The 24,698-nt window shown below is 67.9% G+C and carries 25 protein-coding genes and 1 riboswitch; of the genes, 12 read left to right on the top strand and 13 right to left on the bottom strand.

All coding sequences use genetic code 11. From position 1 onward, the window contains the following. Positions 1-102: 102 nt before the first annotated feature. The 3 genes from JNB_RS02700 to helR all read left to right on the top strand — a co-directional run bounded on the left by JNB_RS02700 (position 103) and on the right by helR (position 3,434). A complete protein-coding gene (locus JNB_RS02700) occupies positions 103-312 on the top strand; it encodes a hypothetical protein (protein WP_148232294.1) in 210 nt (69 codons plus the stop codon). Between the two features lie 97 nt (positions 313-409). Beyond that, entirely contained in the window at positions 410-1,132 is a 723-nt protein-coding gene (locus tag JNB_RS02705; RefSeq protein WP_009774863.1) for a VOC family protein, read from the top strand. Positions 1,133-1,277: 145 nt separating this feature from the next. Then, positions 1,278-3,434 carry an RNA polymerase recycling motor ATPase HelR gene (gene helR / locus JNB_RS02710; RefSeq protein WP_009774864.1) on the top strand — a complete coding sequence of 719 codons (2,157 nt, stop codon included), beginning with the start codon at positions 1,278-1,280 and terminating at the stop codon, positions 3,432-3,434. A 51-nt stretch (positions 3,435-3,485) separates the two neighbouring features. On the opposite strand, the gene JNB_RS02715 is transcribed toward helR, so the two are convergent. Then, complete coding sequence (locus JNB_RS02715) at positions 3,486-3,896, bottom strand: VOC family protein (protein ID WP_009774865.1); 411 nt, start codon at positions 3,894-3,896, stop codon at positions 3,486-3,488. Between the two features lie 10 nt (positions 3,897-3,906). After that, the gene (locus tag JNB_RS02720; RefSeq protein WP_040883530.1) at positions 3,907-4,350 is read right to left on the bottom strand and encodes a helix-turn-helix transcriptional regulator; all 444 of its coding nucleotides are present in this window, start codon (positions 4,348-4,350) and stop codon (positions 3,907-3,909) included. Between the two features lie 83 nt (positions 4,351-4,433). Here JNB_RS02720 and JNB_RS02725 point away from each other — a divergent pair, with 83 nt between their 5' ends. Further along, entirely contained in the window at positions 4,434-4,895 is a 462-nt protein-coding gene (locus JNB_RS02725; protein WP_009774867.1) for an N-acetyltransferase, read from the top strand. A gap of 51 nt (positions 4,896-4,946) precedes the next feature. Further along, positions 4,947-5,012: riboswitch (guanidine-III (ykkC-III) riboswitch) on the top strand. A gap of 13 nt (positions 5,013-5,025) precedes the next feature. Continuing rightward, positions 5,026-5,340: a multidrug efflux SMR transporter gene (locus JNB_RS02730; RefSeq protein WP_009774868.1), complete on the top strand. Its 315-nt coding sequence runs from the start codon at positions 5,026-5,028 to the stop codon at positions 5,338-5,340. Here JNB_RS02730 and JNB_RS02735 read toward each other — a convergent pair. Further along, positions 5,324-5,668 carry a single-stranded DNA-binding protein gene (locus JNB_RS02735; protein ID WP_009774869.1) on the bottom strand — a complete coding sequence of 115 codons (345 nt, stop codon included), beginning with the start codon at positions 5,666-5,668 and terminating at the stop codon, positions 5,324-5,326. The genes JNB_RS02730 and JNB_RS02735 overlap by 17 nt on opposite strands. Before the next feature lie 142 nt (positions 5,669-5,810). After that, entirely contained in the window at positions 5,811-9,098 is a 3,288-nt protein-coding gene (locus JNB_RS02740) for a GH92 family glycosyl hydrolase (protein WP_009774870.1), read from the bottom strand. Between the two features lie 169 nt (positions 9,099-9,267). Between JNB_RS02740 and JNB_RS02745 the strand changes: the two genes are divergently transcribed. The 4 genes from JNB_RS02745 to JNB_RS02760 all read left to right on the top strand — a co-directional run bounded on the left by JNB_RS02745 (position 9,268) and on the right by JNB_RS02760 (position 13,668). Continuing rightward, positions 9,268-10,008, top strand: coding sequence for an SGNH/GDSL hydrolase family protein (locus tag JNB_RS02745; protein WP_009774871.1), 741 nt, complete (start codon positions 9,268-9,270; stop codon positions 10,006-10,008). A 376-nt stretch (positions 10,009-10,384) separates the two neighbouring features. Beyond that, positions 10,385-11,599: a M15 family metallopeptidase gene (locus tag JNB_RS20240; RefSeq protein ID WP_009774872.1), complete on the top strand. Its 1,215-nt coding sequence runs from the start codon at positions 10,385-10,387 to the stop codon at positions 11,597-11,599. Between the two features lie 90 nt (positions 11,600-11,689). Beyond that, entirely contained in the window at positions 11,690-13,072 is a 1,383-nt protein-coding gene (locus JNB_RS02755) for an MFS transporter (protein WP_009774873.1), read from the top strand. A 233-nt stretch (positions 13,073-13,305) separates the two neighbouring features. Further along, a complete protein-coding gene (locus JNB_RS02760) occupies positions 13,306-13,668 on the top strand; it encodes an RNA polymerase-binding protein RbpA (RefSeq protein WP_009774874.1) in 363 nt (120 codons plus the stop codon). Positions 13,669-13,779: 111 nt separating this feature from the next. On the opposite strand, the gene JNB_RS02765 is transcribed toward JNB_RS02760, so the two are convergent. The 7 genes from JNB_RS02765 to JNB_RS02795 are packed head-to-tail and all read right to left on the bottom strand — an operon-like array spanning position 13,780 to position 20,479. Further along, on the bottom strand, positions 13,780-14,280 hold the full coding sequence (locus tag JNB_RS02765; RefSeq protein ID WP_202795213.1) for an FxsA family protein: 501 nt from the start codon (positions 14,278-14,280) through the stop codon (positions 13,780-13,782). Then, the gene (locus JNB_RS02770) at positions 14,277-15,050 is read right to left on the bottom strand and encodes a polyprenol monophosphomannose synthase (protein ID WP_040883531.1); all 774 of its coding nucleotides are present in this window, start codon (positions 15,048-15,050) and stop codon (positions 14,277-14,279) included. Before JNB_RS02770 ends, JNB_RS02765 begins: the two co-directional genes overlap by 4 nt. Beyond that, positions 15,043-16,635: an apolipoprotein N-acyltransferase gene (lnt, locus tag JNB_RS02775; protein ID WP_040884131.1), complete on the bottom strand. Its 1,593-nt coding sequence runs from the start codon at positions 16,633-16,635 to the stop codon at positions 15,043-15,045. Before lnt ends, JNB_RS02770 begins: the two co-directional genes overlap by 8 nt. A gap of 23 nt (positions 16,636-16,658) precedes the next feature. Then, positions 16,659-17,054, bottom strand: a complete 396-nt coding sequence (locus JNB_RS02780) for a hotdog domain-containing protein (RefSeq protein ID WP_009774878.1) — start codon at positions 17,052-17,054, stop codon at positions 16,659-16,661. A gap of 4 nt (positions 17,055-17,058) precedes the next feature. Continuing rightward, a complete protein-coding gene (locus JNB_RS02785; RefSeq protein WP_009774879.1) occupies positions 17,059-17,835 on the bottom strand; it encodes an OAM dimerization domain-containing protein in 777 nt (258 codons plus the stop codon). After that, positions 17,832-19,409 carry a lysine 5,6-aminomutase subunit alpha gene (locus JNB_RS02790; RefSeq protein WP_009774880.1) on the bottom strand — a complete coding sequence of 526 codons (1,578 nt, stop codon included), beginning with the start codon at positions 19,407-19,409 and terminating at the stop codon, positions 17,832-17,834. Before JNB_RS02790 ends, JNB_RS02785 begins: the two co-directional genes overlap by 4 nt. Further along, positions 19,406-20,479 (bottom strand): Zn-dependent alcohol dehydrogenase, encoded by a 1,074-nt coding sequence (locus JNB_RS02795; protein ID WP_009774881.1) that lies wholly within the window; start codon positions 20,477-20,479, stop codon positions 19,406-19,408. Before JNB_RS02795 ends, JNB_RS02790 begins: the two co-directional genes overlap by 4 nt. A 105-nt stretch (positions 20,480-20,584) precedes the next feature. On the opposite strand from JNB_RS02795, the gene JNB_RS02800 reads away from it, so the two are divergent. Further along, positions 20,585-22,039, top strand: coding sequence for a KamA family radical SAM protein (locus JNB_RS02800; protein WP_009774882.1), 1,455 nt, complete (start codon positions 20,585-20,587; stop codon positions 22,037-22,039). Positions 22,040-22,076: 37 nt separating this feature from the next. Here JNB_RS02800 and JNB_RS02805 read toward each other — a convergent pair whose 3' ends face one another. Then, the gene (locus JNB_RS02805; RefSeq protein ID WP_009774883.1) at positions 22,077-22,397 is read right to left on the bottom strand and encodes a helix-turn-helix transcriptional regulator; all 321 of its coding nucleotides are present in this window, start codon (positions 22,395-22,397) and stop codon (positions 22,077-22,079) included. A 101-nt stretch (positions 22,398-22,498) separates the two neighbouring features. On the opposite strand from JNB_RS02805, the gene JNB_RS02810 reads away from it, so the two are divergent. Both JNB_RS02810 and ybaK read left to right on the top strand, forming a co-directional pair. Continuing rightward, entirely contained in the window at positions 22,499-23,758 is a 1,260-nt protein-coding gene (locus tag JNB_RS02810) for an MFS transporter (protein ID WP_009774884.1), read from the top strand. Positions 23,759-23,780: 22 nt separating this feature from the next. Next, entirely contained in the window at positions 23,781-24,275 is a 495-nt protein-coding gene (ybaK, locus tag JNB_RS02815) for a Cys-tRNA(Pro) deacylase (RefSeq protein ID WP_009774885.1), read from the top strand. On the opposite strand, the gene JNB_RS02820 is transcribed toward ybaK, so the two are convergent. Beyond that, the gene (locus JNB_RS02820; protein WP_009774886.1) at positions 24,276-24,695 is read right to left on the bottom strand and encodes a hypothetical protein; all 420 of its coding nucleotides are present in this window, start codon (positions 24,693-24,695) and stop codon (positions 24,276-24,278) included. Positions 24,696-24,698: the final 3 nt, after the last annotated feature.

Genomic DNA, 24,698 nt, shown 5'->3' on the forward strand with positions numbered 1-24,698 from the left:
ACACCCGCCCTGCTGCGGAGCGCTTCGGACCACGTACTAGCTTTTGCGCCCTTCCCTGGCAGGGTTATGGTGTTGGGGATTGATGTCAACGGGGGCACAGAGATGAGACAACTGACAGATCGACAGCGCGTGGTCCACCTCGCGCGCGCCAAGAAGCGCCTGCGGGATGCCCGGGCGATCCTCGCTCGGCTCGCAGAGGAAGACGCTGGAGACGAGGCGGGCGATGCGCGCTTGCTGCTCAAGCCGTTGGAACGGATGGACCTGAGTGCAGGCTCTGACGAGGTCAGGGTGGCGACGAGCATCGAGTTGTGACTGCGACCACTCCCTGTTTGCCTGCTCATGGCCCATGCAGCGTGGGACCATCCAAATTCCGTTGCGCCCGCGTTGGCCCGCTCCGTACCGTGAGTGAATGACCGCTCTGCTGCACGCTGTCCGGATCGACGCCCATGACGCACAGCGAGTCGCTCGGTTCTGGGGTGGCTTGCTCGGCTGGGACGTGATCGACGAGCCGGACGGTTCCGCCACGGTCAGCCCACAGGACGGCGCGACCTATCGCCTCACCGTTCAGCGGGCCGAGACCCCCAAGCCGGACCAGAACCGGATCCACTTCGACCTCACCAGCACATCGCAGGCGGCCATGGACGCCACCGTCGCTCGAGCCCTCGAACTGGGTGGCCAACACATCGACATCGGACAGACGCCTGACGACGGCCATGTCGTCCTCGCGGATCCCGAGGGCAACGAGCTCTGCGTCATCGAGCCCGGCAACAACTTCCTTGCCGACACCGGGGTCATCGGGGCGATCAACTGCGACGGGTCGCAGGCCGTCGGCTACTTCTGGAGCAAGGCGCTGGACTGGCCACTGGTGTGGGACCAGGACGAAGAAACAGCGATCCAGTCACCTGACGGCGGCTCCAAGATCACATGGAGCGGGCCACCGCTCATGCCCCGCAACGGTCGGGACCGACTGCACCTCGACCTGTCCGTCGCGAGCGGGACGGAGCTTGAGGCGGAGGCCCAACGGCTCGCCGCCCTGGGCGCCAGCCGCACCGACGACTCCACCGGAACACCGGGGTCAATGACCTTGGTCGACCCTGACGGCAATGAGTTCCAGCTGCTGGTTCGCGCCTGACTCCCCTGGGTACAAAAAGAGGAAGGCGCGCCTCACGCGTCCTTCCACTCCCAAGCTATAACGCACAGGGGGCCTTGCCGCAAGCGGCAGTTCGTGTCCAGAATTGACGGTCGTGGCCGGATGTTCTGGCCGATCGGAGCACTGAGTGAAGACCACGACCCCCCGCTTCTTCGACCTCCCCGAACGACTCTCCCCCAAGGCCGGTCCAGCGCTGATCGCCGCTGATGAGAGCCATTTTGGCGCCATCGCGTTCAGCCTGGAACAGACCATTCGCGAACTCTCGGAGCGGCTGACAGCTGCCCGCAAGGCGCCCGGCGGCAAGGGTCAGGCCGCGATGGATCGCGACCTGGAGATCCACCGCCTCACCGGTCGATTGCGCACCCTGAGCCGCTATGGCGTCGACCTCTGTCTGGGCCACATCGTTGCTGACGATGACTTCGAGCCCATCTACATCGGGCGCCTGGGCCTCACCGACGCCGAGGGTTCCCGGCTCCTCGTCGACTGGCGCTCCCCCGCCGGTGAAGCCTTCTTCGGCGCGACCCACGCGAACCCCATGGGCCTTGCCAGTCGGCGCCGCTACCGCTGGCAGAACGGTCGGGTCACGGACTACTGGGACGAGGTGTTCACGGCCCACGGCCTCGAGTCCAACGCCGCGCTCGATGACCAGTCGGCGTTCATTGCCAGCCTGGGCAACAACCGCTCCGAACGGATGCGCGACGTGCTCGGCACGATCCAGGCCGACCAGGACGCCATCGTGCGTGCGGGGTCCAAGGGGGCCCTCGTCGTCGACGGAGGTCCAGGCACGGGCAAGACGGTCGTCGCACTGCACCGGACGGCATACCTGCTGTATTCAGATCCGCGACTCGGCCACCGCAAGGGCGGGGTCCTCTTCGTTGGACCGCATCAGCCCTATCTGGCCTATGTCTCTGACGTCCTGCCCAGCCTCGGCGAGGAGGGAGTCCTGACGTGCACCATCCGTGACCTCGTACCCGAGGGCGTCAGTGCACCGATCGAGGCTGATGGCACCGTTGCTCGGCTGAAGTCGACGGCCGCCATGGTCTCGGCGATCGAGCCCGCAGTCACGCTCTATGAAGAGCCCCCTCGCGACGGCATGACGGTTGAAACGCACTGGGCGGAGGTCTGGCTCAGCCCCGAGGACTGGGCCCTGGCCTTCGACGCCGCCGCCCCCGGAACCCCGCACAACGAGGCGCGCGACGAGATCTGGGAGGAGCTCGTCGCAATCATCGTCGAGAAGCACGATGACGAGGAGGCCGGTGCCCCGCACGAGTTGCTGCGCAAGACCCTGCGGCAGAACGAGGACCTCCTCGAGACCTTCCACAGGGCCTGGCCGCTCATCGAGGCCACGCACCTCGTGAGCGACCTGTGGTCGGTTCCGGCCTACCTGCACCGATGTGCTCCGTGGCTCAGTCTTGAGCAGATCCGTTGCCTCCAGCGCGACGATGCACAGGCCTGGACGCTCTCGGACCTCCCCCTGCTCGATGCGGCACGACAACGCCTCGGTGACCCCGAGGCCTCACGACGCAGGCGCCGACAGGAGGCCGCAGCAGAAGCAGAGCGAGAGCGGGTGGCCACCGTCATCGACGACCTCATCGCTGCCGATGACGACGGCGAAGGGCTGGTGACGATGCTGCGGCACCCCGACATCCGGACGAACCTCGTCGACTCCGAGATCGTCCCGTCCGCCGCAGTCGACCAACTGGCCGGCAGGTTTGCGCACATCGTCGTCGATGAGGCTCAGGAGCTCACTGACGCAGAGTGGCAGATGCTCTTGTTGCGTTGCCCCTCACGCAGTTTCACGATCGTCGGCGACCGCGCGCAGGCACGCCACGGGTTCACCGAGTCCTGGGAGGAGCGCCTGGCTCGCGTCGGCCTCGACCGCGTGATCATGGCGTCGTTGAGCATCAACTACCGAACGCCCGAAGAGGTCATGGCAGAGGCCGCTCCAGTGATTCGGGCAGCGATCCCGGACGCCAACGTCCCGACGTCCATCCGCAGCACGGGAGTTCCGGTCACCCATGCCTCGGTGTCAGACCGCGACACGATCCTCGGTGCGTGGCTGGCCGAACACGACGAGGGTGTCGCCTGCGTCATCGGCGATCCGAGCTTCGAGGCGACGGCGCGGGTGCACGCTCTCACGCCGGAGCTCTCCAAGGGCCTTGAGTTCGACCTCGTCGTCCTCGTCGACCCCGAGACGTTCGGTGCCGGGATCGAGGGAGCGGTCGACCGCTACGTCGCGATGACCAGGGCGACCCAGCGGCTCGTCATCCTCACGAGCCGCTGAGTCGCTCAGCCATTGGGCAGCTGGATCGCACATCCGGCAGGATCCGCGAGTTCAGGAAGCCTGGTTGATGCGGACGTGGTTGCCAGCGGGGTCACGGAACGCGCAGTCACGCACTCCCCACGGCTGGTCGGTGGGCTCCTGCGTCACCTCGGCCCCGCTGGCCTGAACCGCGTCGAAGGTCTCGCCGAGGTGTGGCGTCGTCAGCACGATCGTGGCGTAGGTCCCCTTGGCCATCATCTCGGCGATGGTGCTGCGTTCCTCCTCGGTGATGCCCGGGTCGGCCGCCGGCGGGCTGAGCACGATCGAGGGAGCCGTGGTTCCGGCCGGTGCGACGGTGATCCAGCGCATCGTGCCCTGGCCCACGTCGGTCAGGACGTCGAAACCCAGGACGTCGCGATAGAACGCGAGCGACGCCTCTGGGTCGGTGTGCGGAAGGAACGTGTGGTGAATGGTGATGTCCATGCCGCAGACGCTAGTTGGGCGGCGCCGACGGTGCTTCTCGATTCCTGATCGGTCTCGTGACAGCCCTGGTGACGCAGGAGGGCAACTCGCCGGCGGACTCCTGCGCCATGGCCCGATAGGTGCTGGGCGGCATACCCACGAGCTCGGTGAACCTGGTGCTGAACGTTCCCAGGGAGGAGAACCCCACGGTGAAACAGACATCGGTGACGCTGAGGTCCCCTCGTCGAAAGAGCGCCATGGCCCGCTCGATCCGACGGGTCATCAGGTAGCTGTAGGGCGACTCGCCGTAGGCCGCCCTGAAGGATCGACTGAGGTGCCCGGACGACATGTGTACGTCCTGCGCGAGGGCGTCGACGTTGAGCGGCAGCGCGAACTCCCGGTCCATCCGATCGCGAACGCGCCGGAGCAGCACGAGGTCGCGCAACCTGTCCTCGGACGCCGAATTCCCGCTCACACCGGCGATCCTGCTACGGACCACTCCTTTGGCGCACCCACTCCCCCATGGCCAGTGCCCCACGAGGGCGCTAGCCTCAGTGAATGGGAACGAGCTTCTCAGCCTCCACCAACGACGAATTCCGTTGTGCGGCAGACCTGTTGGTGGACTTCAACACGGAGTATGGCGACCCGTCACCCGAACCAAAGTGGCTCGCAGGTCACCTCTCCGAACTGGTGGACAACGGCGACACGAGCGTCCTGCTCACGGGCGAGCCGGCCATCGGCCTGGCGATCCTGAGATTCCGCACCGCGACGTGGGCGGCCGAGAAGGAGGCCTATCTCGCAGAGTTCTACGTCGCTCCCGACCACAGGGGCCACGGCATCGGACGCCAGTTCCTCACCGAGGTCCTCGAGCACGCCCGTGAACGCGGAGCCACCTATGTCGACCTCAACACCTCGGAGGACGACGAAGCCGCGCGCCACCTCTACGAGGACTTCGGCTTCAACTGCCATGAGGGACGCGCCGACGGCCCGCTGGCCATCTACTACGAACTGGATCTGTGACGCCCGTCCTGCACGAACTTGCCCGCCACTCCCTCGTGTGAGACCTTCGGGTCAGAGCCTGGGACCAGGCTTCCGGACGAGGGGCGCCGTACCCGGCACGCGACAAGACGGCCCGCAGGAGTGTCTCGTCATGTCGTGGATCGTTCTCCTTCTCTCCGGTGTCCTGGAAGCCGTGTGGGCCACCGCGCTCGGTCGCTCCGAAGGTCTCAGCCGCCTGTGGCCCAGCGTCACCTTCGGCACGGCCCTCGCCCTGAGCATGGTCGGCCTCGCCTTCGCGATGCGCGACCTTCCGGTCGGGACGGCGTATGCCGTGTGGGTCGGCATTGGTGCCGTCCTCACCGTCGGCTACGCGATGGTCACGGGCCAGGAGCCGACTTCAGCGCTGCGTCTGGTGCTCGTCGGGATGATCGTCGCGGGCGTCGTGGGCCTCAAGCTGACGCACTGACCCGACGACGCGACAGCTTCGTCACCTCGACCTCGTAGCGGCTCGCCGCACCACCCGGAGTGCGGAAGAAGCGACGCCGCAGGGCCCCAGTGACATGCACCTGGTCACCATCGGCCAGCCGCCCGGCCGACCGGCGCGCGGCCGCCGACCAGCAAGCCAGGTCGATGGTGTCCACCGGCCCTCCCGTCGGCCGCGCCACGACGAGTCGCAGCGTCACCAGCTGATCGCCGCTGGGCAGCTCGCGCAGCTCGGGCTCGCCGCTGACTCGCCCGGACAGTTCGACAGTGTTGACCGACGTCTCCGTCGCGTCAGCGGCCTTGCTCGCCATGTTGGACTCCCTCTTCACGCCGCACGCGGCACCAATGTCTGGTGCCAGCGTGCGTGGGCGCCCTCGCGGGCCGCCAGTCCCGGCGGGTGATCTGTGGACAACGATCCACCCGATCACCCGCCTGTGGACAACAGCCACCGACTCACTGCAGCGTCAGCGCGTACACCTCGAAACGGGGGTCGTTCGGCAGGGTGATCGACTGCAGCTGCTTGCCGCCGTCGGTCGCGCCGTTGGCGGCGAACAGCTGCACCGGTGGCCCGTCGACGCCTGATCCGCCCTTGATGCGATGGTCCATGGCGATCGCCACCGTGTTGCCGTTGTGGCCACTGCCAGCGGCCCAGTCCGTGAGCGAGACGGGCACATTCGCCACCGATCCATCCGTGTACGTCATCCGCAGTGCCGTCGTCACGTCGCCGTTGTGGGTCGCACCGATGAGGCGCACCTGTGACCGCGCCCCTGCCGGGACCAGCAACGTCTGACCCCGAGCTTCGACAAAGTTGGGCGTTGTCCCGAGAGCCGACGGAACGGCATACGCCACTCCCTCGTGAACCCACGAGCCGGCGGTCGGCAGCAGCGCTCCGTCGAACGCCCAGCCGCTCCCGTCGAAGTTGCCCTCGGTGCTCGCCGCGACCGTCGCCGTCCCGTCGTGGTTGCGTTCGGCGCCCAGGTCGACCGCGCACGGCGCCGCAGCACCGGCGCACGTCAGCGGCTCCTTGAGGGTCACCGTCAGGGTGCGAACGACATCGGGCACGCCCGGCGCCGAGGCAGTGACGACGACCTGGTGGTCGCCTGCAGCCGCCCCAGCGGGCAGACCCAGGGTCACCGGCACCGAGGCGGACGCAGGGACACCGTTGCTCTTGAGGACGACGTCGGTGCTGGCCTTCGTCGCCGTCCAACCCTCCGGCACGGCCACGGTCACCCGCGCCGGCAGACTCTTCTGTGCCTGCCCGACAAGGTCGACGACGAACTTGCCCGATGTCGCATCGGTCCCGAGGACAAGGGGATTGGGCCTGGCCGTCATGCTGAGACTCACCTGCGACGAACCCTTCGAGGTCGACACGGTCGGCGGCACATCGGACGGACGGGTGCCCCACGAGCTGGGCGTGTCCCCCACGACGTGCTGGAGTGAACCACCCGATCGCAGTGCGTCCCAACCGATCCAGCTCTTCGTCGAACGCGAGCCGTTGACCGTCAAGGACTGCACGTAGCGACGGTCGTCAGAGACTCCCGGAGCAGTGATCGTGAGGTGTCCACCTTGCCGAGCGGTGCCCGTCTCCGGTCGCGCCACCGTGATGTCGGTGCGCTCGAACTGCGGCGTGGAGACGACGAAGTAGTTCGCTCCACTCATCGGCGGGTGGAGGCCCCACGAGGACATGACGTACCAGGCCGACATCGTGCCGAGGTCGTCGTTGCCGGTCATCCCGTCCGGTCCGGGGTTGAACAGGGTGTATGCCGCCCGCGTCACCGTCGCGGTCTTGGCCGGCTCCCGCACCCATGCGTACATGTAGGGCGCCAGCAGGTCCGGCTCGTTGTTCGGGTTGTAGGTCGGCTTGGAGTAGTAGGCGTAGGTCGCCTCGATCCAGTCGTTGCGCACCGTCCCCGCGGGGTCGGTCAGCAGCTTGTCGTAGGCGAAGAAGTCGTCGAGTCGCTGCGAGGCCCTGGCCTGGCCGCCCAGGAGCTTGACGAGGTCGGCCGGGTCCTGCGGCACGAGCCACTGGTACTGGTAGGCCCCACCCTCGTGGAAGGCGTGCGACGCCTCCACCGGGTCATAGGGGTCGAGCCAGGTGCCGTCCTCGAGCCGGGGCCGGAACGTGCCCGTGGTTGCGTCGAAGAGGTTGCGGTAGTTGCGACCTCGCTCGTCGAACATCGACGCGTCAGCGGTCTTGCCGAGTCCCTTGGCCATCTGCGCCAGCGACGCGTCGGCAGCGGCATACTCCAGGGTTGCTGATGCCGGGTGGACGCAGTCGTTGTCACCGCCGTGGTGGACGCAGTCCGTGCCGAGCTCGAGCCCGAACGGGATGTAGCCGAGCTCCTCGTAGTAGTGCTGACCGCTGCGTCCGTTGAACTGGCTGTCCACCGGCGGTCGCTCCGTGGCGTTCTGCCTGAGCAACGCGTAGGCCTCGGCCTCGTGCCCGGCAAGGAAACCCTTGGACCAGCCCTCGACCAGGAACGGTGTCACGGGATCACCGGTCATGATGTTGGTCTCGCTGTTGGCCAGCGCCCAGCGGGGCAGCCACCCTCCCTCACGCCCGATGGCGAGGATCGACAGGTAGGAGTCGCGCGCGACGTCGGGCTCGAGGATCTCGAGCAGCTGGTTCTGCGGTCGGTAGGTGTCCCACAGGGAGAAGTTCTGACGTGCGGTCCATCCGTCGCTCGTGTGCACCTTGCCGTCCCAGCCGAAGTACTTGCCGTCGACGTCCTCGGCGAGGTTCGGGTGGAGCAACGCGTGGTACAGCGCGGAGTAGTAGGCCGTGCGTCGAGCCGTCGTCCCGCCCGTGATCCGCGCCTTGCCCAGCTGGGTCTCCCACCGCTGCGTCAGAGCCGTGCGGGTCGCGTCGAAGTCGAAGGACGTCCCGGTCTCGGCGGCGAGGTTGGCGCGGGCGCCCGGAACCCCGGTGTAGCTCAGTCCGACCTTGAGGGTGCTGCTCGTGGTGCCTGCGGGGAAGGTCACCCAGGCACCGTTGCCACCGCGCTCGGTCGAGGCGTCGCGAGCGCCCGGAGTGCGCGTCGACCCGGTCCACGTCCCGAAGCCCTCGAACGGCGCATCGAACTGGGCCGAGAAGTAGATCGTGTGCTCGTCCTTGCCGGCACAGAAGTTGCCGTTGTGGATGCGTCCCTCGATCGTGCGGTCACCGACGACATGGATCTCGGAGTCGAAGACGGTGCTGTTGGCCTTGGCCGTGTTGAACAGGACGTTGGCCTGCTGACCCGCCGGGAAGGTGTAGCGCTGCCAGCCCGTGCGGTCGGTCGCCGTCACCTCGGCGTCGATGTCGTACTTCGTGAGCCCCACCCGGTAGTACCCCGGCGTCGCCTGTTCGTCGTCGTGGGTGAAACCGCTTCGGTATGCCGTGGTGTCGGTCGACGTGACCGCTCCCGTTGTCGGCATGACCGGGAGTTCCCCGACCACGGGACATCCGACACCCGACAGGTGCGTCTGGCTGAAGCCGTGGATGAAGGACTGCGAATAGTCGTAGCCGCCCTCTCCCCCGGTGTCGGGACTCACCTGGACCATTCCGAACGGCGCGCTGGCGCCGGGGAACGTGTTGCCGTTGTCCTGGGTGCCGATGAAGGGGTTCACCTCTGACGTCAGCGGTGTGGCCGCCTGCGCTGCGGGCAGGCCTCCGGATCCGCCACCCGGCGCGGCGATGCCGAGTGCAAGGACGAGGCTGCCGACGAGAGTGGCGGCAGGCCGGGACAGGATGCGGCGCATTGGATGCTCCTTGTGGGGCGACGGTGATCCACGAGCGGGTGAGGTTTCACCATCTCGGCCGACCAGGGGCGGGTCAAACGGAAGGTCCGCCCTTGTCCACTCAGGTCTGGCGACCGGACAGGTCGGGACGTCCGCGGCTGGTCGCGGGTCTCGTGGAACACTGCTGGACATGAATGACCGTCTCGAGAACGGTGCACTCGCAGCCCTTCTCGTCCTCACCCTGATCCTCGTGGGCTTCTCGTTGCGCAGTCGGACACCCGAGGCATCCGCGCCCGCGGGTCCGGCGACCTCGGCGTCGCCGACGGCCACGGCGACGCCTTCACCGTCGACACCGTCCACGTCCGAGTCGGTGGTCTTCCTGGGTGACTCCGTGGCGGAGGGCAAGAGCGCGACAGCTCCGGCGAAGCGTTGGACGTCCATCGTCGCGGCCGGGCTGGGCCTCAAGGAGGTCAACCTCGGTCATGCCCGCACCGGCTACCTCCGGAAGGGGCCCGAGGGTTCCTGCGGACAGACGGCGTGCCCCAACTTCGAAGGCGTCGCGGCAGAGGTGGCCAAGGCCAACCCGAAGACGATCGTCGTGACCGGTGGCGGCAACGACTCGGGACTTCCGGTCGCTGAGTTCGCCCAAGCCGTGAGCGCCACGCTCGCGGATCTCAGGAAGGCAGCGCCCGGGGCCACGATCTACGTGGTCAACCCGTGGTGGGACCTGCGGCCCGTGCCGGCATCGCTGACTGCTCAGACGTCCGAGGTCGAGACCGCCGCCAAGAAGGCCGAGGTGGTCTACCTCGACACCAGACAACCGCTCGTCGACAAGCCGGATCTCATGGTGGCTGGTGGCACCAACCCCAACGACGCTGGCCACGCTGCTCTTGCCAAGGCGGTCGCCGACGCCATCGCGCAGTCCGGCTGACAGGTACGACGCCACCATCTACTGTTGATGGGGAAGACCGCCGGGTGCTGCCCGGTCAAGCGCAGGGGGCGCGGTTGACGCGCCCGGAGAGTGAACCTGGACCATGCAACGCAGACGACTGTCGCGAGCGGCGACAGGGTTGGCCGCCACTGCGGTCGCCGTTGCGCTGTCCCTGGGGGTTGCATCGGCCGAGCCCGTGACACCGACGGAGACCCCTGCGGTTCCGGTCGAGACGACACCGCCTCCACCGCCGGAGACGACGACACCGCCCCCGCCCCCTGAGACGACGACTCCCCCGGCGACGACTCCGCCCCCTCCTGCCACGACCACCCCACCTCCGGTGACGACACCCCCGCCTGGGACCACACCGCCCCCAGTGCCCAGGCCGACGCCGACTCCGACACCACGACTGCCGTGGCAGCCGCCGAGCCCGGGTGAGTCCGATGACGGTCCCCGCTCGTTCGACCCCGACACACTGCTGACCACGGCCGACCTGGCCAAGCAGATCGCCGCCGCCGACCAGATCTGGGCCCAGATCACCGCCTCCAACACCGTGCTGTCCGTCGCCCTCAAGGAGTTGCAGGGTCTCGCGACCCAGTCCAACGCGCTGTTGGAGTCGTTGACGGAGGCCAGGACGGCTGAGCAGGCGGCCACCACATCGGCGGACCAGGCCAAGATCGAGCTCGGAGTCCTCCAGGGACGCCTCATCCGAGCGCGCACCATCGTGCGCGAGTGGGCCTTCCAGGCCTATGCCGAGGGCGGCACCGGTGGCGAGATGCTCTCGATGCTCGACGCCATGCGCGCAGAGGAAGCCGAGGTGGGCGACCCGCTGGGCGACCTGTCCTACCTCACCGATCAGCGGGTTCGTGCCGTCGACGAGGTCCGAACGTTGACCGCCCGCGCGAATCAGCTGACGTCCAGTCGTGCCGCGGCGCAGAAGGCCGCGACCGATGCTGCCGCCAGGATCGTGACCGAGAAGGCCGCACTCGACGCCCTCGTCAAGACCCAGCAGGACAAGCTGGCGCTCCTGCAGAAGACGCAGGCTGCCGACGTGGCCAAGGCCGGCCCCATCGCCGCCTACCTCGTGGGCATCCAGACTCCGGAGGCCAAGGCCGCCTACGAGAAGCTGCAGAAGGTCCTTGGTTCCTCGTTGGCCACGACAGGCGTCGGCAAGCCGTGCAGCACGGCGTCCAGCTCCTACCCCAACGGTCTGTTCCCGGCCTCTGCCCTGTGCCCGTTGTGGCAGGCACCCGGCGAGATGCTCTCCCCCCGCGCTGCGGCGGCCTTCAATGCGATGAGCCAGGCCTATGCCAAGCAGACCGGCAGCCCGATCTGCGTCACCGACTCCTACCGCTCACTGAGCCAGCAATACATCACCAAGGCCAAGCGGGGACGCTTCGCCGCTCGACCCGGCACGAGCCGTCACGGCCTCGGCATGGCTCTCGACCTCTGCGGCGGCATTCAGAACTTCGGCGCCCCGGCCCACCTCTGGATGAAGCAGAACGCCCCGCTCTACGGCTGGTTCCACCCGAGCTGGGCCGGGCCGATGCAGGCCACACCTGAACCATGGCACTGGGAGTTCGCAGGCTGAGTAGACATACTCGCCCCACACCCCGGGTGGGTGTGCGAAAGTTCGGCACATGACGACGCAGTCGGCCTTGGCCGCGACCGGGGACCACGCATGAGCGCACCAACCGCGACCGCCGACGTGGCCTCGCTCGACCGACGCCAGCAGCAGAACGCCTGGAACTGGTACGACTGGGCGAACTCGGCGTTCTACACCACCGTCCTCTCGGTGATGTTCGCGCCGTACTTGAGCACCATTGCGGGCAACGCCGCCGGTTGCCTCGATGAGGAGGATCCCTGCAGCCGGACGGTGTCTGTTCTCGGCCTGCACCTGTCGGCCGGTTCGTTGCCGTTCTATCTCACGAGCTTCGCCACCATCGCGAGCGCGTTCATCCTGCCGATCGTGGGCGCCTTCGTCGACCGCTCGAGCCGCAAGAAGTACAACATGGCCGGCTTCGCGTTCGCTGGCGCGTTCTTCTGTGCCCTCCTCTTCTTCGTCGAGGGCGACAACTGGCAGATCGGCGCCATTGCCGTGGTGCTCAGCAGCATCCTTGCCGGCTGTTCGTTGATCGCCTATTACGCGATCCTGGTCGACATCTCGACCGTGGAGGAGCGTGACGGTGCCTCCAGCCGCGGCTGGGCCTGGGGCTACCTCGGTGGCGGCTTGCTGTTGGCGGTCAACCTGGGGATGTTCCTCGGCCATGACGCCATCGGGCTGAGTGAAGGCATGGCGGTCCGACTGTCGCTGGTCTCGGCCGCCGTGTGGTGGGCGGCCTTCACCATCATTCCGCTGCGCCGGCTGCGCAACTACGCCGCGACGAATGTGGTGCCGGAGGGTCCTTCGGCAGGCTTGTTCCAACGTAGTTTCGGGCAGTTGTTCGCGACCCTCAAGGACCTGAAGAACTACCCGATGACGCTGACATTCCTGGTCGCGTACCTGTTCTACAACGACGGCATCCAGACAGTGATCTATGCCGCGTCGACGTACGGCGAGAAGCAGTTGAAGTTCGACAAGTCGGTGCTGATCGCGACCATCCTGGTGATCCAGTTCGTGGCCTTCGGCGGTGCGCTGTTCTTCGGCCGGTTGGCCAGCAAATTCGGCTCCTTCAGGTCGATCCTGTGGGGCACCTACGCCTGGATGGTGATCGTGGTGCTCGCCCTGTTCCTTCCGGAGAAGAACGTCGCGCTCTTCCTTGCGCTGGCCGTGGCGATCGGCATCGTCCTGGGCGGCACCCAAGCCCTCTCCCGGTCCTTCTTCAGCCTGCTCATCCCCCGTGGTCGAGAGGGGGAGTACTTCAGCCTGTACGGCGCTGCCGAGCGGGGCACCTCCTGGTTCGGCACCCTGCTGTTCGGTGTGATGTTCCAGCTGACCGGGTCGTACCGACCGGCGATCTTCGCCCTGATCATCTTCTTCGTGCTCGGCGCGTTCTTCCTGTTGCGCCTCGACGCCGAGCGCGGGATCAAGGATGCCGGCAACACCCTGCCCGCGATCGTCTGACGCCGGCACCCGGCACCCGGCACGACGATGTGCCAGTGGCGGTCCAGATCCGCTAGACTGATCTGTCGCGCCGATACGGCGTGATTCCGGTCACAGGGGGACCTGCGCCCAAGCACGGGCGGCAGCGAGTCATCGCTGTTCTCGGAACAACGGCGGTTCCTCAGCCGTTTCACACTGTGACACCCGACGCGGCACCCTCCGTCGGGATCCACGAATTCGTTGGGAGATACCCCATGGCAGAACGCAGCCTGCGCGGCAGCCGACTCGGCGCCCTCAGCATGGAGACGGACGAGAACGTCGTCCCGAGCGAGCGTCAGATCACCACGTACCTGTGCCCGCAGGGACACCGCATCGAGCTTCCGTTCTCGATCGAGGCAGAGATTCCCGCCACCTGGGAGTGCCGTTGCGGCGAGGACGCCAAGCTCCAGGGCGGCGGCCCCGAGCCCGAGGCCAAGCCGGTCAAGCCGGCTCGTACCCACTGGGACATGCTGCTCGAGCGTCGCTCCATCCCCGAGCTCGAGGAGCTCCTCGAGGAGCGCCTCCTGCTCCTTCGCGCCTCCCGTGGCGAGAAGCCGGGCAAGAAGAAGTCCGCCTGAGGGTCACTCCCCCACGACGCCGTATGCCGTGTGCCCAGTTGGGCACACGGCATACGTGCGTCTGGTGGTGATGTCCTGACGGTGAACCGCCCAGCAGGTATGCCGGGTGGTTCAGTCGACGACTTCGCCGCGGATCGTGCCCTGCGCGCCCGGGGACGACTGACCATCCGCACCTGACGGGAACGGCATGCGCACGAGCACCCGGCTGGCGACGAAGGCCTCGAGGAGGCGCCGTGCGAAGACCCGGGTGAACGGGAGCACGAAGAAGAGCCCGATGATGTCACTGACGAAGCCGGGCAGCAGCAGGAACGCGCCACCGATGAGGACGAGCACCCCGTCGGCGATCTCGCGGCTCGGCATGCGGCCCGTCTGTGAGGCCTCTCGGAGAGCCTTCCAGGTGCGCGCACCCTCGCGGCGCACGAGCCACGTGCCAAGGAGGGTGAGGAACAGCAGCGCGAGGATCGTCCAGCCCAGACCAATGGTCTTGCCCACGGCGATGAGGACGGCAATCTCGATGATCGGGGTCAGGACGAGGCCGACCAGGACGAACACGAGCCAACGAGGGCGCTTCTGCCGTCGCGCATAAGGGGTGGAGCCGATCGGGTGTGTCACAACTTGTGCCAACGCGCACGGCGCGTCAGCCGTTCCCTCACCTGGTCGGCGCGACGCTGCACTCCCCAGACCGTGATGCGGGTCAGGGACTCTCGCACGATGCTCTGGTCCATCTTGGACTCGCCGTGCTCGCGCTCGACGAACGTGATCGGGACCTCGACCACGACGAGGCCCGCTTGGACGGCGCGACGGGTGAGGTCGACCTGGAAGCAGTAGCCGGCGGACTCGACGCTGGCGAGATCGAGCTGCCTGAGGGCCTCTGCCCGGTAGACGCGGTAGCCCGCCGTTGCATCGTTGACGTGCATGCCGAGCACGATGCGGGTGTAGATGTTGCCGCCGACGCTGAGGACCTTGCGGTGTGCGGGCCAGTTGACGACCTCGCCGCCGGGCACCCACCGCGATCCGATGACGAGGTCAGCCTCCTCGGCCGCCTCGAGCATGCGGCGCAGGTCCTCGGGCCGGTGCGAGCCATCGGCGTCCATCTCGACGAGCGCGTCGTAGCCGCGCTCCAGGGCCCAGGCAAAACCGTGGAGGTATGCCGCGCCCAGACCTTCCTTGCCGGCTCGGTGCAGGACGTGGATCCGGTCGTCGGCCTCGGCGAGCTCGTCGGCGAGGGCACCGGTGCCGTCGGGCGAGTTGTCGTCGAGGACGCAGACGTCGATCTCCGGCACGGCTCGGCGGACCCGGTCAAGGATCGTCGGGAGGTTCTCGCGCTCGTTGTAGGTCGGGATGAGCACGACAACGCGGTCGAGAGGGGGACGTTCAGTCAACGTGGTCCTTCGTGGATGGTGCCGAATCAAGTTGCTCGACCCTATCCCGTCGACCGCGCAGGCCAGCCGCAAGGACGAGGGCGATGAGCACCACAGTGGCGAGGCGCTCCGGCCACGGCCCCAGCTGATCGGAGACCGTCCGGTCGGCGCGGATCACGACGGAGCCGATTCCCTGCTCGGCGGTGAAGAGGCCGGTCTTGCCCGTGACCGCCCCGTTGGGGGCGATGAAGCCGGAGACTCCGACGGTCGACACGTGCACCACCGACCGGCCGTGCTCGATCGCGCGGATCCGGGAGATGGCGAACTGCTGCTCCGACTCCGCGGTGTAGCCGAAGGTGGCGTTGTTCGTCTGGACGAGAAGGAGGCTCGCGTCCTTCCCGGGCTGGGTCACGGAGTCGCGCATGAGGCCGTCATAGGCCACCTCGAAGCAGATCGTCGGCAGGGCCCAGTAGCTGCCGGTCGGCGCATCGACCTTGAAGGCGCCGAGCTGGGTGCCCTGGACGAAGTCCTTGGTGACGAGGTCGACCTTGTCGCTGAAGTTGCGGAAGAAGGAGCGGTATGGGATGTACTCGGCGAAGGGCACGGGGTGGTTCTTGACGTAGCGCTCGGGCTCCGCTCCCCCGGGCTGGTAGAACAGCGAGACGTTCGAGACCTTGGGCGCCGGCTCCTGGAGCACGGCCCCGACGATGATTGGCACCCCGACCGCTGAGACGGCGCGCTGCACCTGGGCCGCGGCGTCGGCGTTGCGGATGGGGTCGATGTCCGAGGCGTTCTCGGGCCACACCACCAGGCTGAGCGGCCCGGGTACCCGCTCCCCCAGGTCCGTCTTCGCCTTCTCCGCGAGGAGCTCCGTGCCCCGGACGTGGTTGTCGAGGACGGCGCGACGCTCGGCGTTGAAGTCGAGGCCGGCGTGCGGCACGTTGCCCTGGACCAGTCCCACTGTGACGCGCTGACCGTCGACGGACGGGGTCATGAAACCGACCAGGACCACCCAGGCAACGGTCACGGCCGCGATGGCGGCTGACTCGCGCGGGTGCCGACGCAATGCCGCGGCAGCCATGAGGAGCTGGGTGCCCACGACGGCGACTGCAAGGGTCACGCCTGGTGCTCCGAGCCATTGAGCCCAGTTCGCGAGCGGGCTGTCGGCCTGGCTGAACGCGAGCCTGGCCCAGGGGAATCCGCCGAAGGGTGTCGTCCCGCGGGCGAGCTCCTGGGCGACCCACGCCAGGGGAATCACGGCATACACGGCGTCCCCCCACCGCGGACGGAGACGTTGGCCGACGTAGCCGACCACGGCGCACATGACGCCGAAGTACAGCGCTTCGAGCGTGGCCAGGGCGCCCCAGGGGAGCTTGCCCACATAGACCCCGGACCACGAGAGGACGGGAACGAAGAACGCCCAGCCAGCCACCACACCGAGTCCGAAACCGCGCTTGGCGCCGACATCGAGCGTCACGGCTCCGAGGAGGGCAACGGCGATCGGCGCGAGCCACCAGAGGTTGTGTTCGGGGAAGGCCAACCACAGCAGGATCCCGGCAAGGATCGCACCGACGAGGCGCACGGCATACGGGATCTTGGGTGGCACGCAGCCACCGTAGGTCACCAACCTCAGCGGGGTGGCACCACCACGACACCGCGGGCCGTCGTGGCGACGATCGGCGGGTCGAGGACCTCGGCCGCGGACTCGCCACGCTCGGGAGTGCCCCGGGTGACGACGCGCACGACGAAGTCCATCTCGCGGCTGCGGGTACCGACGCGCACGAGCGTGGCCTCGATCTCGATGCAGTCGCCGGCGCGCACGGGAGCGAGGAACTGCACGTCGCTGTAGGACGCGAAGAGCCCCTCGTCGCCGTCGGTGACGATGCACATCTCGGTGGCGACGTCACCGAAGGCGGCCAGCGAGTAGGCGCCGTCGACGAGGTTGCCGGCGTAGTGCGCGTGGCTGTAGGGGACGTAGCGGCGGTGGGTGACCTTCTGGCCCTCACTCGCGTTCGACGTGGTCATGGGGTCATGCTCCCTTGGCCTGGCGGTCGGCGTCACGCTGTGGCACGAGGGCGTGGACGAGATAGCTCGCGACCTCGCCGGGTGTCGTGCCGCGACCGAAGATACGGTCGACGCCGAGGCTGCCGGCCGACCCTTCCTCGAACCGGGGCCCGCCGACCACGAGCAGCGGCACCTTGCCGGCCGGGAAGGCCTCGCGGAAGGCGGCCGACATCGCCGTCGTGTTGTGGATGTGGGCGTCGCGCTGGGTGACGACCTGGCTCACGAGGACGGCGTCGGCCCTGGCCTCGCGGGCGCGCTCGACGAGCTCGGGGATGAGGACCTGGGCGCCGAGGTTCACGACGGTGATCTCGCGGTGGTACTCGAGACCCTTCTCCCCGGCGAAGCCCTTGATGTTGAGGATCGCGTCGATGCCGACGGTGTGGGCGTCGGTGCCGATGCAGGCACCGACGACGACGAGCTTGCGACGCAGCTGCTTCTTGATCGCCGTGTTGATCTCCTTGCCGGACAGGAGCGGGAACTCGCGCTCGATGACCTCGACGAGGTGCGGCTCGACGAGGTGCTTGACCGATCCGTAGACGACGAAGAAGGTGAACCCGTCGCCGATGGCCTTGCTGTGCACGACGATCGCCGGCTCGATGCCCATCTTGCTGGCGAGCTGGAGGGCGGCACCCTCCGCCCGCTTGCTGCTGGCCATCGGGAGGGTGAAGGAGACCTGGACCATGCCGTCGCCGGTCTGGTCACCGTAGGGCCGGATGACTTGGGGGATGTCCGTGACGCTCATCGGGTGGCTCCCGTCTCAAGAAGGGTGATCGCGGGGTTGTCGTAGCCCGGGGCGCGCACGATGACACCGTCGAGGCCCTTGCCTGCTGTGGCCGGCCGCTTCATCTCGCCGAAGGTCCCGTCGGCGATGGCTTCGAGCAGGGGCGCCTTGCCGGGCTCGTCGGTGATCTGCTGGAGCAGGTCGATCGCCTCCCCCAGGACCTGGCGGGCCCGGGTCTGGATGAAGCCGTTGCGCGGCGGGTGGAAGTCCTCGGTCAGTCCGCCGGCCGCGTTGAGGACGTAGCGCACGTTCTGCAGGGCGATGTCACGGTCGGAGATCCAGGGCGTGACGACGGCCTCGGTCATCATCCCGACGAGGAGGATCCCCTGGCCGGTGAGTGCACCGACGAGGTTGAAGAAGCCGTCGAGCAGGTTGCCCTTGAAGACGTCACCCGTCATGTGCTTGGTGGGCGGCATCCACTTCAGGGGTGCGTCCGGGAAGAGGGTGCGCGCGAGCAGGGCGTGCGCGAGCTCCATCCGGAACGAGTCGTGCAGGTCTGGGTTGATCTCGAACGCGTGCCCGAGCCCGAGCTGCCAGTCCTCGAGGCCGGCCTCCTTGGCGAAGTACTCGTTGAGCAGCTGGCTCACGGTGACTGTGTGGGCGGCCTCGACGGCGTCGCTCGTCGTGAGGTAGTTGTCCTCACCGGTGTTGATGATGATGCCGGCGCGCGCATGCACCTGACGCGAGAACCGTTGGTCCACAAAGGTTCTGATCGGGTTGATGTCGCGAAAGAGGATGCCGTACATCGAGTCGTTGAGCATCATGTCGAGCCGCTCCATGCCCGCGAGCGCGGCGATCTCGGGCATGCACAGCCCGGACGCGTAGTTGGTCAGCCGGATGTAGCGACCGACCTCCTTGCTCGTCTCATCGAGCGCGGCGCGCATGAGCCGGAAGTTCTCCTGGGTGGCATAGGTCCCGGCATACCCCTCGCGTGTCGCACCCTCGGGCACGTAGTCGAGCAGGCTCTGCCCGGTCGAGCGGATGACGGCGATGACGTCGGCACCCTCGCGCGCGGCCGCCTGCGCCTGCGGAATGTCCTCGTAGATGTCGCCGGTGGCGACGATGAGATAGATCCAGGGTCGCTGCTTCGGGTCGCCGTGGCGCTTGACGAGCCGCTCGCGCGCGACGCGCTGCTTGTCCATGGTGCGTATGCCGCGTGCCACCGCCGCGCGGGACTGCTTGGCTGCCGCTGTGGCGTCCTTGCCTTCGGGGATGCGGAACTCGACCGAACGGCTGCTCGCCATCTGGGCCAACGTCAACAGGTCGGGTGCGAGTCCACGGCGGAGCGCGTCCCAGACCGGGAGCGTGACGCCATGCTCGAGGCCCGCGCTCTCTCGCACGGCGTCGACGAGGTGGTTGACCCACGGGACGCGTTCGTGGTCGGCGCCAGCGAGGCCCGCGAGCCTCAGCGTGGCGCGCTCGACCGACACGGTCGTGTGTTTGTTGGCGATGTCGACGACCGGCTTGCCGACCTTGCGCGCGAGGGCGCGGGCACGTCGGACATCGGCCTTGTCGAGCTCGAGCAGCGGGGTCACGCGTGGTCCTCCTGGGTGAGTCGGCCTTCGAACAGGTCACGCACCGCGGCGTTGCCGCGAATGAGCTCGAGCGCGTATGCCGCGTGTCCGGGAACGTAACCGTTGCCGACCAGCATGGTCACGTCGGCAGCCAGGCCCTCGGCGCCGAGCGCTGCTGCAGCGAAGTTCGTCGCCATCGAGAAGAAGATGACCGTGCCACCCTCGGCGGTCGCCAGGATCGCTGGCTGCTCACACCCGGTGACGTCGACACAGACGACGGTGAGGTCGGCCGGACCGCCGACGCTCGCGAGCGCTTCGGTGAGCCCGAGCGGGTTGCGGGCATCGGCGATGACGACGTGGGTCGCGAGGCCCGTGCCCTCGAGGAGGTTGGCCTCGCTCTGGTCGCGCACGACCGACACTCGGCGGGTGGCGCCGGCGTCGGCAGCCGCGGCGAGGGACAACGAACCGGACTTGCCGGCTCCTCCGAGCACGACCACGGAAGGTGAGGTGTCAGCGGACCCAGAGCGGGCGGCATACCCCTTGACCGTCCGGGCCACCAGCGCGGGTGCGCCGCAGACGTCCATGACCATGAGCGCGAGCTCGGGTGACAGGTCCGCGGGGAGTTTCGCCGCGATGGAGCGGCCGAACAGGATGGCGTGACCCTGTGCGGGCACCCGCTCCCCCAGTCCGTCCCAGCGCGCCAGATCGTCGGTGATCGCCAGCGGCGTGAGCGACAGCGACACGAGGGTGGCCACGCGGTCGCCGGCCGTGAGTCCCAGGGTCGACTCGGGCCCGACCTCGGCCACGGTGCCGATGAGCATGCCGCCACTGCCGGTGACGGGGTTCTGCATCTTGCCCCGCTCCCCCACGATCGCGAGGACCTCGCTGCGGATCGCAGCGCCGTCACCCGCGTGCTTGTCGTGGAGCTGGCGGTAGGACGCGGCGTCGAGGTTGAGCGTCTCGATGTCGATGCGCACCTCGTCGGGCCAGATCTCCGGGCGGGGATCGAGGACACGCGCGGCCTGCGGCAGCGATTCTCCGACCGGCTCGAGGACCCTGTGCACTCCGAACGGAGAGCTCGTCGTGCTCACCGGTGACGTTCCACGCACGGGAAGTTCTCCTGTCTGACAACACTGGGCAACAAATATTGCGGGATGAAGATGACTTGCGAGTGGTCTATCCGTATCCTCGCATGCATGACGACAAACATCGAGCAGCCCTACGTCTATCGGCGTCGCGAGCTCGTCGAGCCCGACTGGACCCGCTTCCCCGGGTATCGCCAGGTCACGAAGGACGAATGGGCCAGCGCCCAGTGGCAGCGGGCGCACTGCGTCAAGAACGTTGCCCAGCTGCGCGAGCTCATGGGAGACCTCCTCACCGAGGACTTCTACGCCGACCTCGAACGCGACCAGGTCGAGCGCGCCACGATGTCGATGCTCGTCCCGCCACAGATGATGAACACGATGGTCAGCGAGATGTCGTGGGCCGACGGCTCGATGCCTGCTGCCGGCGCGGCGTTCACTGAGGCGTTCCTCGCCGACCCGGTGCGTCGCTACATGCTCCCTGTCTTCAGCGACCGGCGCACCGACTGGCCCTCGCACCCGTTCGCCGCGCGTGACAGCCTCCACGAGCACGACATGTGGGCGGTCGAGGGCCTGACCCACCGCTACCCCACCAAGGTGCTGGCCGAGATGCTGCCGACGTGCCCGCAGTACTGCGGCCACTGCACGCGCATGGACCTCGTCGGCAACTCGACCGCGCAGATCGTCAAGCTCAAGCTCGCCGGCAAGCCGGTCGACCGCCACGCCGCGATGCTCGACTACCTGCAGCGGACCCCGCAGGTGCGCGACGTCGTCGTCTCCGGTGGCGACGTGGCCAACATGCCGTGGAAGAACCTCGAGGGCTTCCTCGACAAGCTCATGCGGATCGACAACATCCGCGACATCCGCCTCGCGACCAAGGCGCTCATGGGTCTGCCGCAGCACTGGCTCCAGCCGGACGTCGTCGAGGGCGTCGCGCGGGTCTCCGCTCTCGCACGCTCTCGTGGCGTGTCGCTCGCGATCCACACGCACGTCAACCACGCGCAGTCCGTCACTCCCCTGGTCGCCGACGCGTCCAAGGCCATGCTCGAAGCGGGCGTGCGCGACGTGCGCAACCAGGGCGTCCTCATGCGTGGCATCAACGACACGAGCAAGGACCTGCTCGACCTCTGCTTCGCCCTGCAGGACGAAGCGATGATCACGCCGTACTACTTCTACATGTGCGACATGATCCCGTTCTCGGAGCACTGGCGGCTCGCCCTGCACGAGGCGCAGCACCTGCAGCACTCGATCATGGGCTACCTCCCCGGCTTCGCGACGCCGCGCATCGTCTGCGACGTCCCGTTCGTCGGGAAGCGCTGGGTCCACCAGGTCGACACCTACGATCGCGACAAGGGCATGTCGTTCTGGCGCAAGAACTACCGCACGTCCATCGAGGGCTCGGACGAGCAGGCGCTGTCGCGCGAGTACGTCTACTACGACCCGATCTACACGCTGCCCGAGGCCGGGCGGCAGTGGTGGAACTCCAACACCGATGTCGACCAGGTCCACGCCGCAGCGCTCGCGGGCGCGGGTGCGAGCCGCGAGGCGTCTGCGCGCGACCTGCTCTGAGCGACTGACGCCGAAGGCCTGACCCTCCGCTTGAGGGTCAGGCCTTCGGCACGTTCAGGACGCTGTCGAGCAGTCCGGGGAAGGTGTCGTCGAGCTCCTCGCGGCGCAGTGACACCAGCCGCCCCCGCCCCAGGGGCTCGTTGCGCACGACGCCCGCTTCTCGCAGGACTTTCATCAGGTGCGACTTCGTCGACTTCGGCAGGGCGGGGTTCGTGGCGCCGCACTGGGCCATCTCGAGCGGGCCCTCGGCGAGGTCACGCACGATCTGCAGCCGGGCGGGATCGCTCAACGCGAAGAGGACGTCGGTGAGGGCCACGTCCCCGATCACGGGATGGGGCAGCACCTGGTTGGCGGTCATGGTTCGATAATAGTCGAACCAAATACTGGACACCGGGAATGTCCGGGGCGAAACCACAGTTCGATATCTTTCGAACCATTGTTTCCTCCGAGAGGCCCGTCATGAGCGCGACCAGCAGCATCCAGACCAGCCACGAGACGAGCACTGACCCCGTGGTGTCGCCCACCAGAGCGTCGTCGTCGCGTCGACTCGGAAGGGGTGCGGGCTTCACCCTGGCCCTCACGTCCGTCGTTGCCCTCATGGTCGGTGCGAGCGCCCCCTCACCGTTCTACCCGGTGCTCCAGGCGGAGATCGGGTTCTCCGCAGGCACCATGACGACGATCTTCGGGGTCTACGCGCTGGCGCTGCTCGCCACGCTGCTGGTCACCGGGTCGCTCTCCGACCACATCGGCCGTCGACCGGTGCTCGCCGCAGGGTTCGTCGTCCTCGCCGGGAGCATGGTCGGCTTCTGGCACGCCGACAGCGTCACGACCCTGCTCATCTCTCGCGCCGTCCAGGGCCTGGCAGCCGGTCTGCTCATGTCGACGATGACGGCAGCGGTCGCCGACCTCGAACCCGCTTCCCGGCCCGGCCTCGGCGCGACTCTCAACAGCGTGACTCCGCTGTTCGGCCTGGCCGCAGGCGCCCTCATCGGCGGTGCCGTCCTCGACTCCTCCCCCGTATCTGCCCTGACGATCGTCTTCGCGACCCTTACCGTGGTCTACCTCGTCATGGCTCTGGGCGCCCTTGCGCTCCCTGAGACGTCGCCGCGCCACGAGGGCTGGCGTCGATCCCTTCGACCGCGGGTGGGGATCCCTGCTCCGGCCCGTCCGGCCTTCCGACGGAGCGCTCCGGCTCTCTTTGCAGGCTGGGCCACGGGTGGGCTCTACCTGTCCCTGGGTGCGCCGATCGTCGGCCAGCTCCTCGGTGGTCGCTCGCACTTCGTCCAGGGCTCCGTCGTGGCCGTGCTCACGGGGACCGGTGCGCTCAGCTCCTTCCTCTTCCGCAACCGCACACCCCGACAGATCACGATCTACGGCACGACGATGCTCGCGCTCGGGACGGCACTCACCCTGGTCGCACTGCACGCCGAGTCGCTCACCGGCTTCCTGCTCGCGGCCGTGGTGGCAGGGTCGGGCTTCGGCACCTCCTTCCTCGGCATCATGCGGTCGATCTCGAACACGGTCGGTCCTGACCAGCGCGGCGAGCTCTTCTCGAGCGTCTTCGTCGTCAGCTACCTCGCCTTCGGCCTCCCCGCGGTGGCCGCCGGCTTCGCCGCTCCCCGACTGGGCCTCGAGACGACGGCCACCATCTACGGACTCGTCGTCGTGGTGCTCTCCGGTGCCGCCGCCCTGACGCGGACGTTCACCACCAAGGCCTGACCACACGGCATACTCGCCTGTCATGGCACGCAAGGAACGCGGTGGCTCGGTGGGCACTCCGGCGACCGTTGCGCTGGGCAACGCCGGGATTGCGTATGCCGTCCGTGCCTATGAGCACGACCCCGCGGCGGAGTCCTTCGGGCTCGAAGCCGCCGAGGCGCTGGGCGTCGAACCAGGTCGGGTCCTCAAGACTCTCCTCGTCGACACCGGCGCAGGGCTGGCCGTGGGCGTCGTGCCGGTGGATCGCACGCTGGACCTCAAGGCGATGGCCAGTGCGCTGGGTGTCAAGAAGGTCGCCATGGCCGATCCCGCTGCGGCAGAGCGCAGTTCGGGCTACGTCGTCGGCGGGATCTCCCCCATCGGACAGAAGCGGGCACTGCAGACGGTCGTGGACTCCTCCGCGCACGAACACGAAACCGTGCTCGTGTCCGGTGGGCGCCGAGGGTTGGATCTCGAGCTCTCGCCCAGCGACCTCGTCGCAGTCACACGCGCGAAGACGGGGCCGATCGCGAGATAGTCAGGACGCCATCCTCAGGTGGTCGGGCAGCTCTCGAACGAGGTTGTCCGTCGCGACGTAGGCACCGAGCAGCTCGATCTCGAGGTCCCGGCAGAGGTCGACCAGGACCTGGTGGCAGGCACGGTCCGTGTCGGTGAACAACGGGGACCCGGTGCGTCCGAGCGCCCCGATGATCGCCTGTGGTCGGGCTTCGGTCAGCAGTGCTCGCACCGGTATGGCCAGAGCTGGCGGGTCGGCCTCCCCCATCTCGGTGATGAGGACCGGTTGGACGATCCGGTGTGCGTCATCGAGCAGGACGATGGCGAAGCACCCGTCGAGGCGGTCGAAGTAGCCGACGAACAGGTCGACCACGTCGGCGCGCAGATCGGGGTCATCGAGTGAGAGGTCGCGCAGGTCATGGGGCAGGTCTTCGAAGGTCATGCC

The sequence above is a fragment of the Janibacter sp. HTCC2649 genome (genome assembly GCF_000152705.1).
Taxonomy (GTDB): Bacteria; Actinomycetota; Actinomycetes; order Actinomycetales; family Dermatophilaceae; genus Knoellia.

What these genes read in the sequence shown, in the direction of transcription:
- JNB_RS02820 (WP_009774886.1), bottom strand. Translation starts at nt 24,695, where the DNA reads ATGACCTTCGAAGACCTGCCCCATGACCTGCGCGACCTCTCACTCGAT.
- JNB_RS02780 (WP_009774878.1), bottom strand. Translation starts at nt 17,054, where the DNA reads ATGACCACGTCGAACGCGAGTGAGGGCCAGAAGGTCACCCACCGCCGC.
- JNB_RS02725 (WP_009774867.1), top strand. Translation starts at nt 4,434, where the DNA reads ATGGGAACGAGCTTCTCAGCCTCCACCAACGACGAATTCCGTTGTGCG.
- JNB_RS02760 (WP_009774874.1), top strand. Translation starts at nt 13,306, where the DNA reads ATGGCAGAACGCAGCCTGCGCGGCAGCCGACTCGGCGCCCTCAGCATG.
- JNB_RS02745 (WP_009774871.1), top strand. Translation starts at nt 9,268, where the DNA reads ATGAATGACCGTCTCGAGAACGGTGCACTCGCAGCCCTTCTCGTCCTC.
- JNB_RS02740 (WP_009774870.1), bottom strand. Translation starts at nt 9,098, where the DNA reads ATGCGCCGCATCCTGTCCCGGCCTGCCGCCACTCTCGTCGGCAGCCTC.
- JNB_RS02700 (WP_148232294.1), top strand. Translation starts at nt 103, where the DNA reads ATGAGACAACTGACAGATCGACAGCGCGTGGTCCACCTCGCGCGCGCC.
- JNB_RS02735 (WP_009774869.1), bottom strand. Translation starts at nt 5,668, where the DNA reads ATGGCGAGCAAGGCCGCTGACGCGACGGAGACGTCGGTCAACACTGTC.
- ybaK (WP_009774885.1), top strand. Translation starts at nt 23,781, where the DNA reads ATGGCACGCAAGGAACGCGGTGGCTCGGTGGGCACTCCGGCGACCGTT.
- JNB_RS02810 (WP_009774884.1), top strand. Translation starts at nt 22,499, where the DNA reads ATGAGCGCGACCAGCAGCATCCAGACCAGCCACGAGACGAGCACTGAC.
- JNB_RS02800 (WP_009774882.1), top strand. Translation starts at nt 20,585, where the DNA reads ATGACGACAAACATCGAGCAGCCCTACGTCTATCGGCGTCGCGAGCTC.
- JNB_RS02705 (WP_009774863.1), top strand. Translation starts at nt 410, where the DNA reads ATGACCGCTCTGCTGCACGCTGTCCGGATCGACGCCCATGACGCACAG.
- JNB_RS02755 (WP_009774873.1), top strand. Translation starts at nt 11,690, where the DNA reads ATGAGCGCACCAACCGCGACCGCCGACGTGGCCTCGCTCGACCGACGC.
- JNB_RS02805 (WP_009774883.1), bottom strand. Translation starts at nt 22,397, where the DNA reads ATGACCGCCAACCAGGTGCTGCCCCATCCCGTGATCGGGGACGTGGCC.
- JNB_RS02785 (WP_009774879.1), bottom strand. Translation starts at nt 17,835, where the DNA reads ATGAGCGTCACGGACATCCCCCAAGTCATCCGGCCCTACGGTGACCAG.
- JNB_RS02715 (WP_009774865.1), bottom strand. Translation starts at nt 3,896, where the DNA reads ATGGACATCACCATTCACCACACGTTCCTTCCGCACACCGACCCAGAG.
- JNB_RS02730 (WP_009774868.1), top strand. Translation starts at nt 5,026, where the DNA reads ATGTCGTGGATCGTTCTCCTTCTCTCCGGTGTCCTGGAAGCCGTGTGG.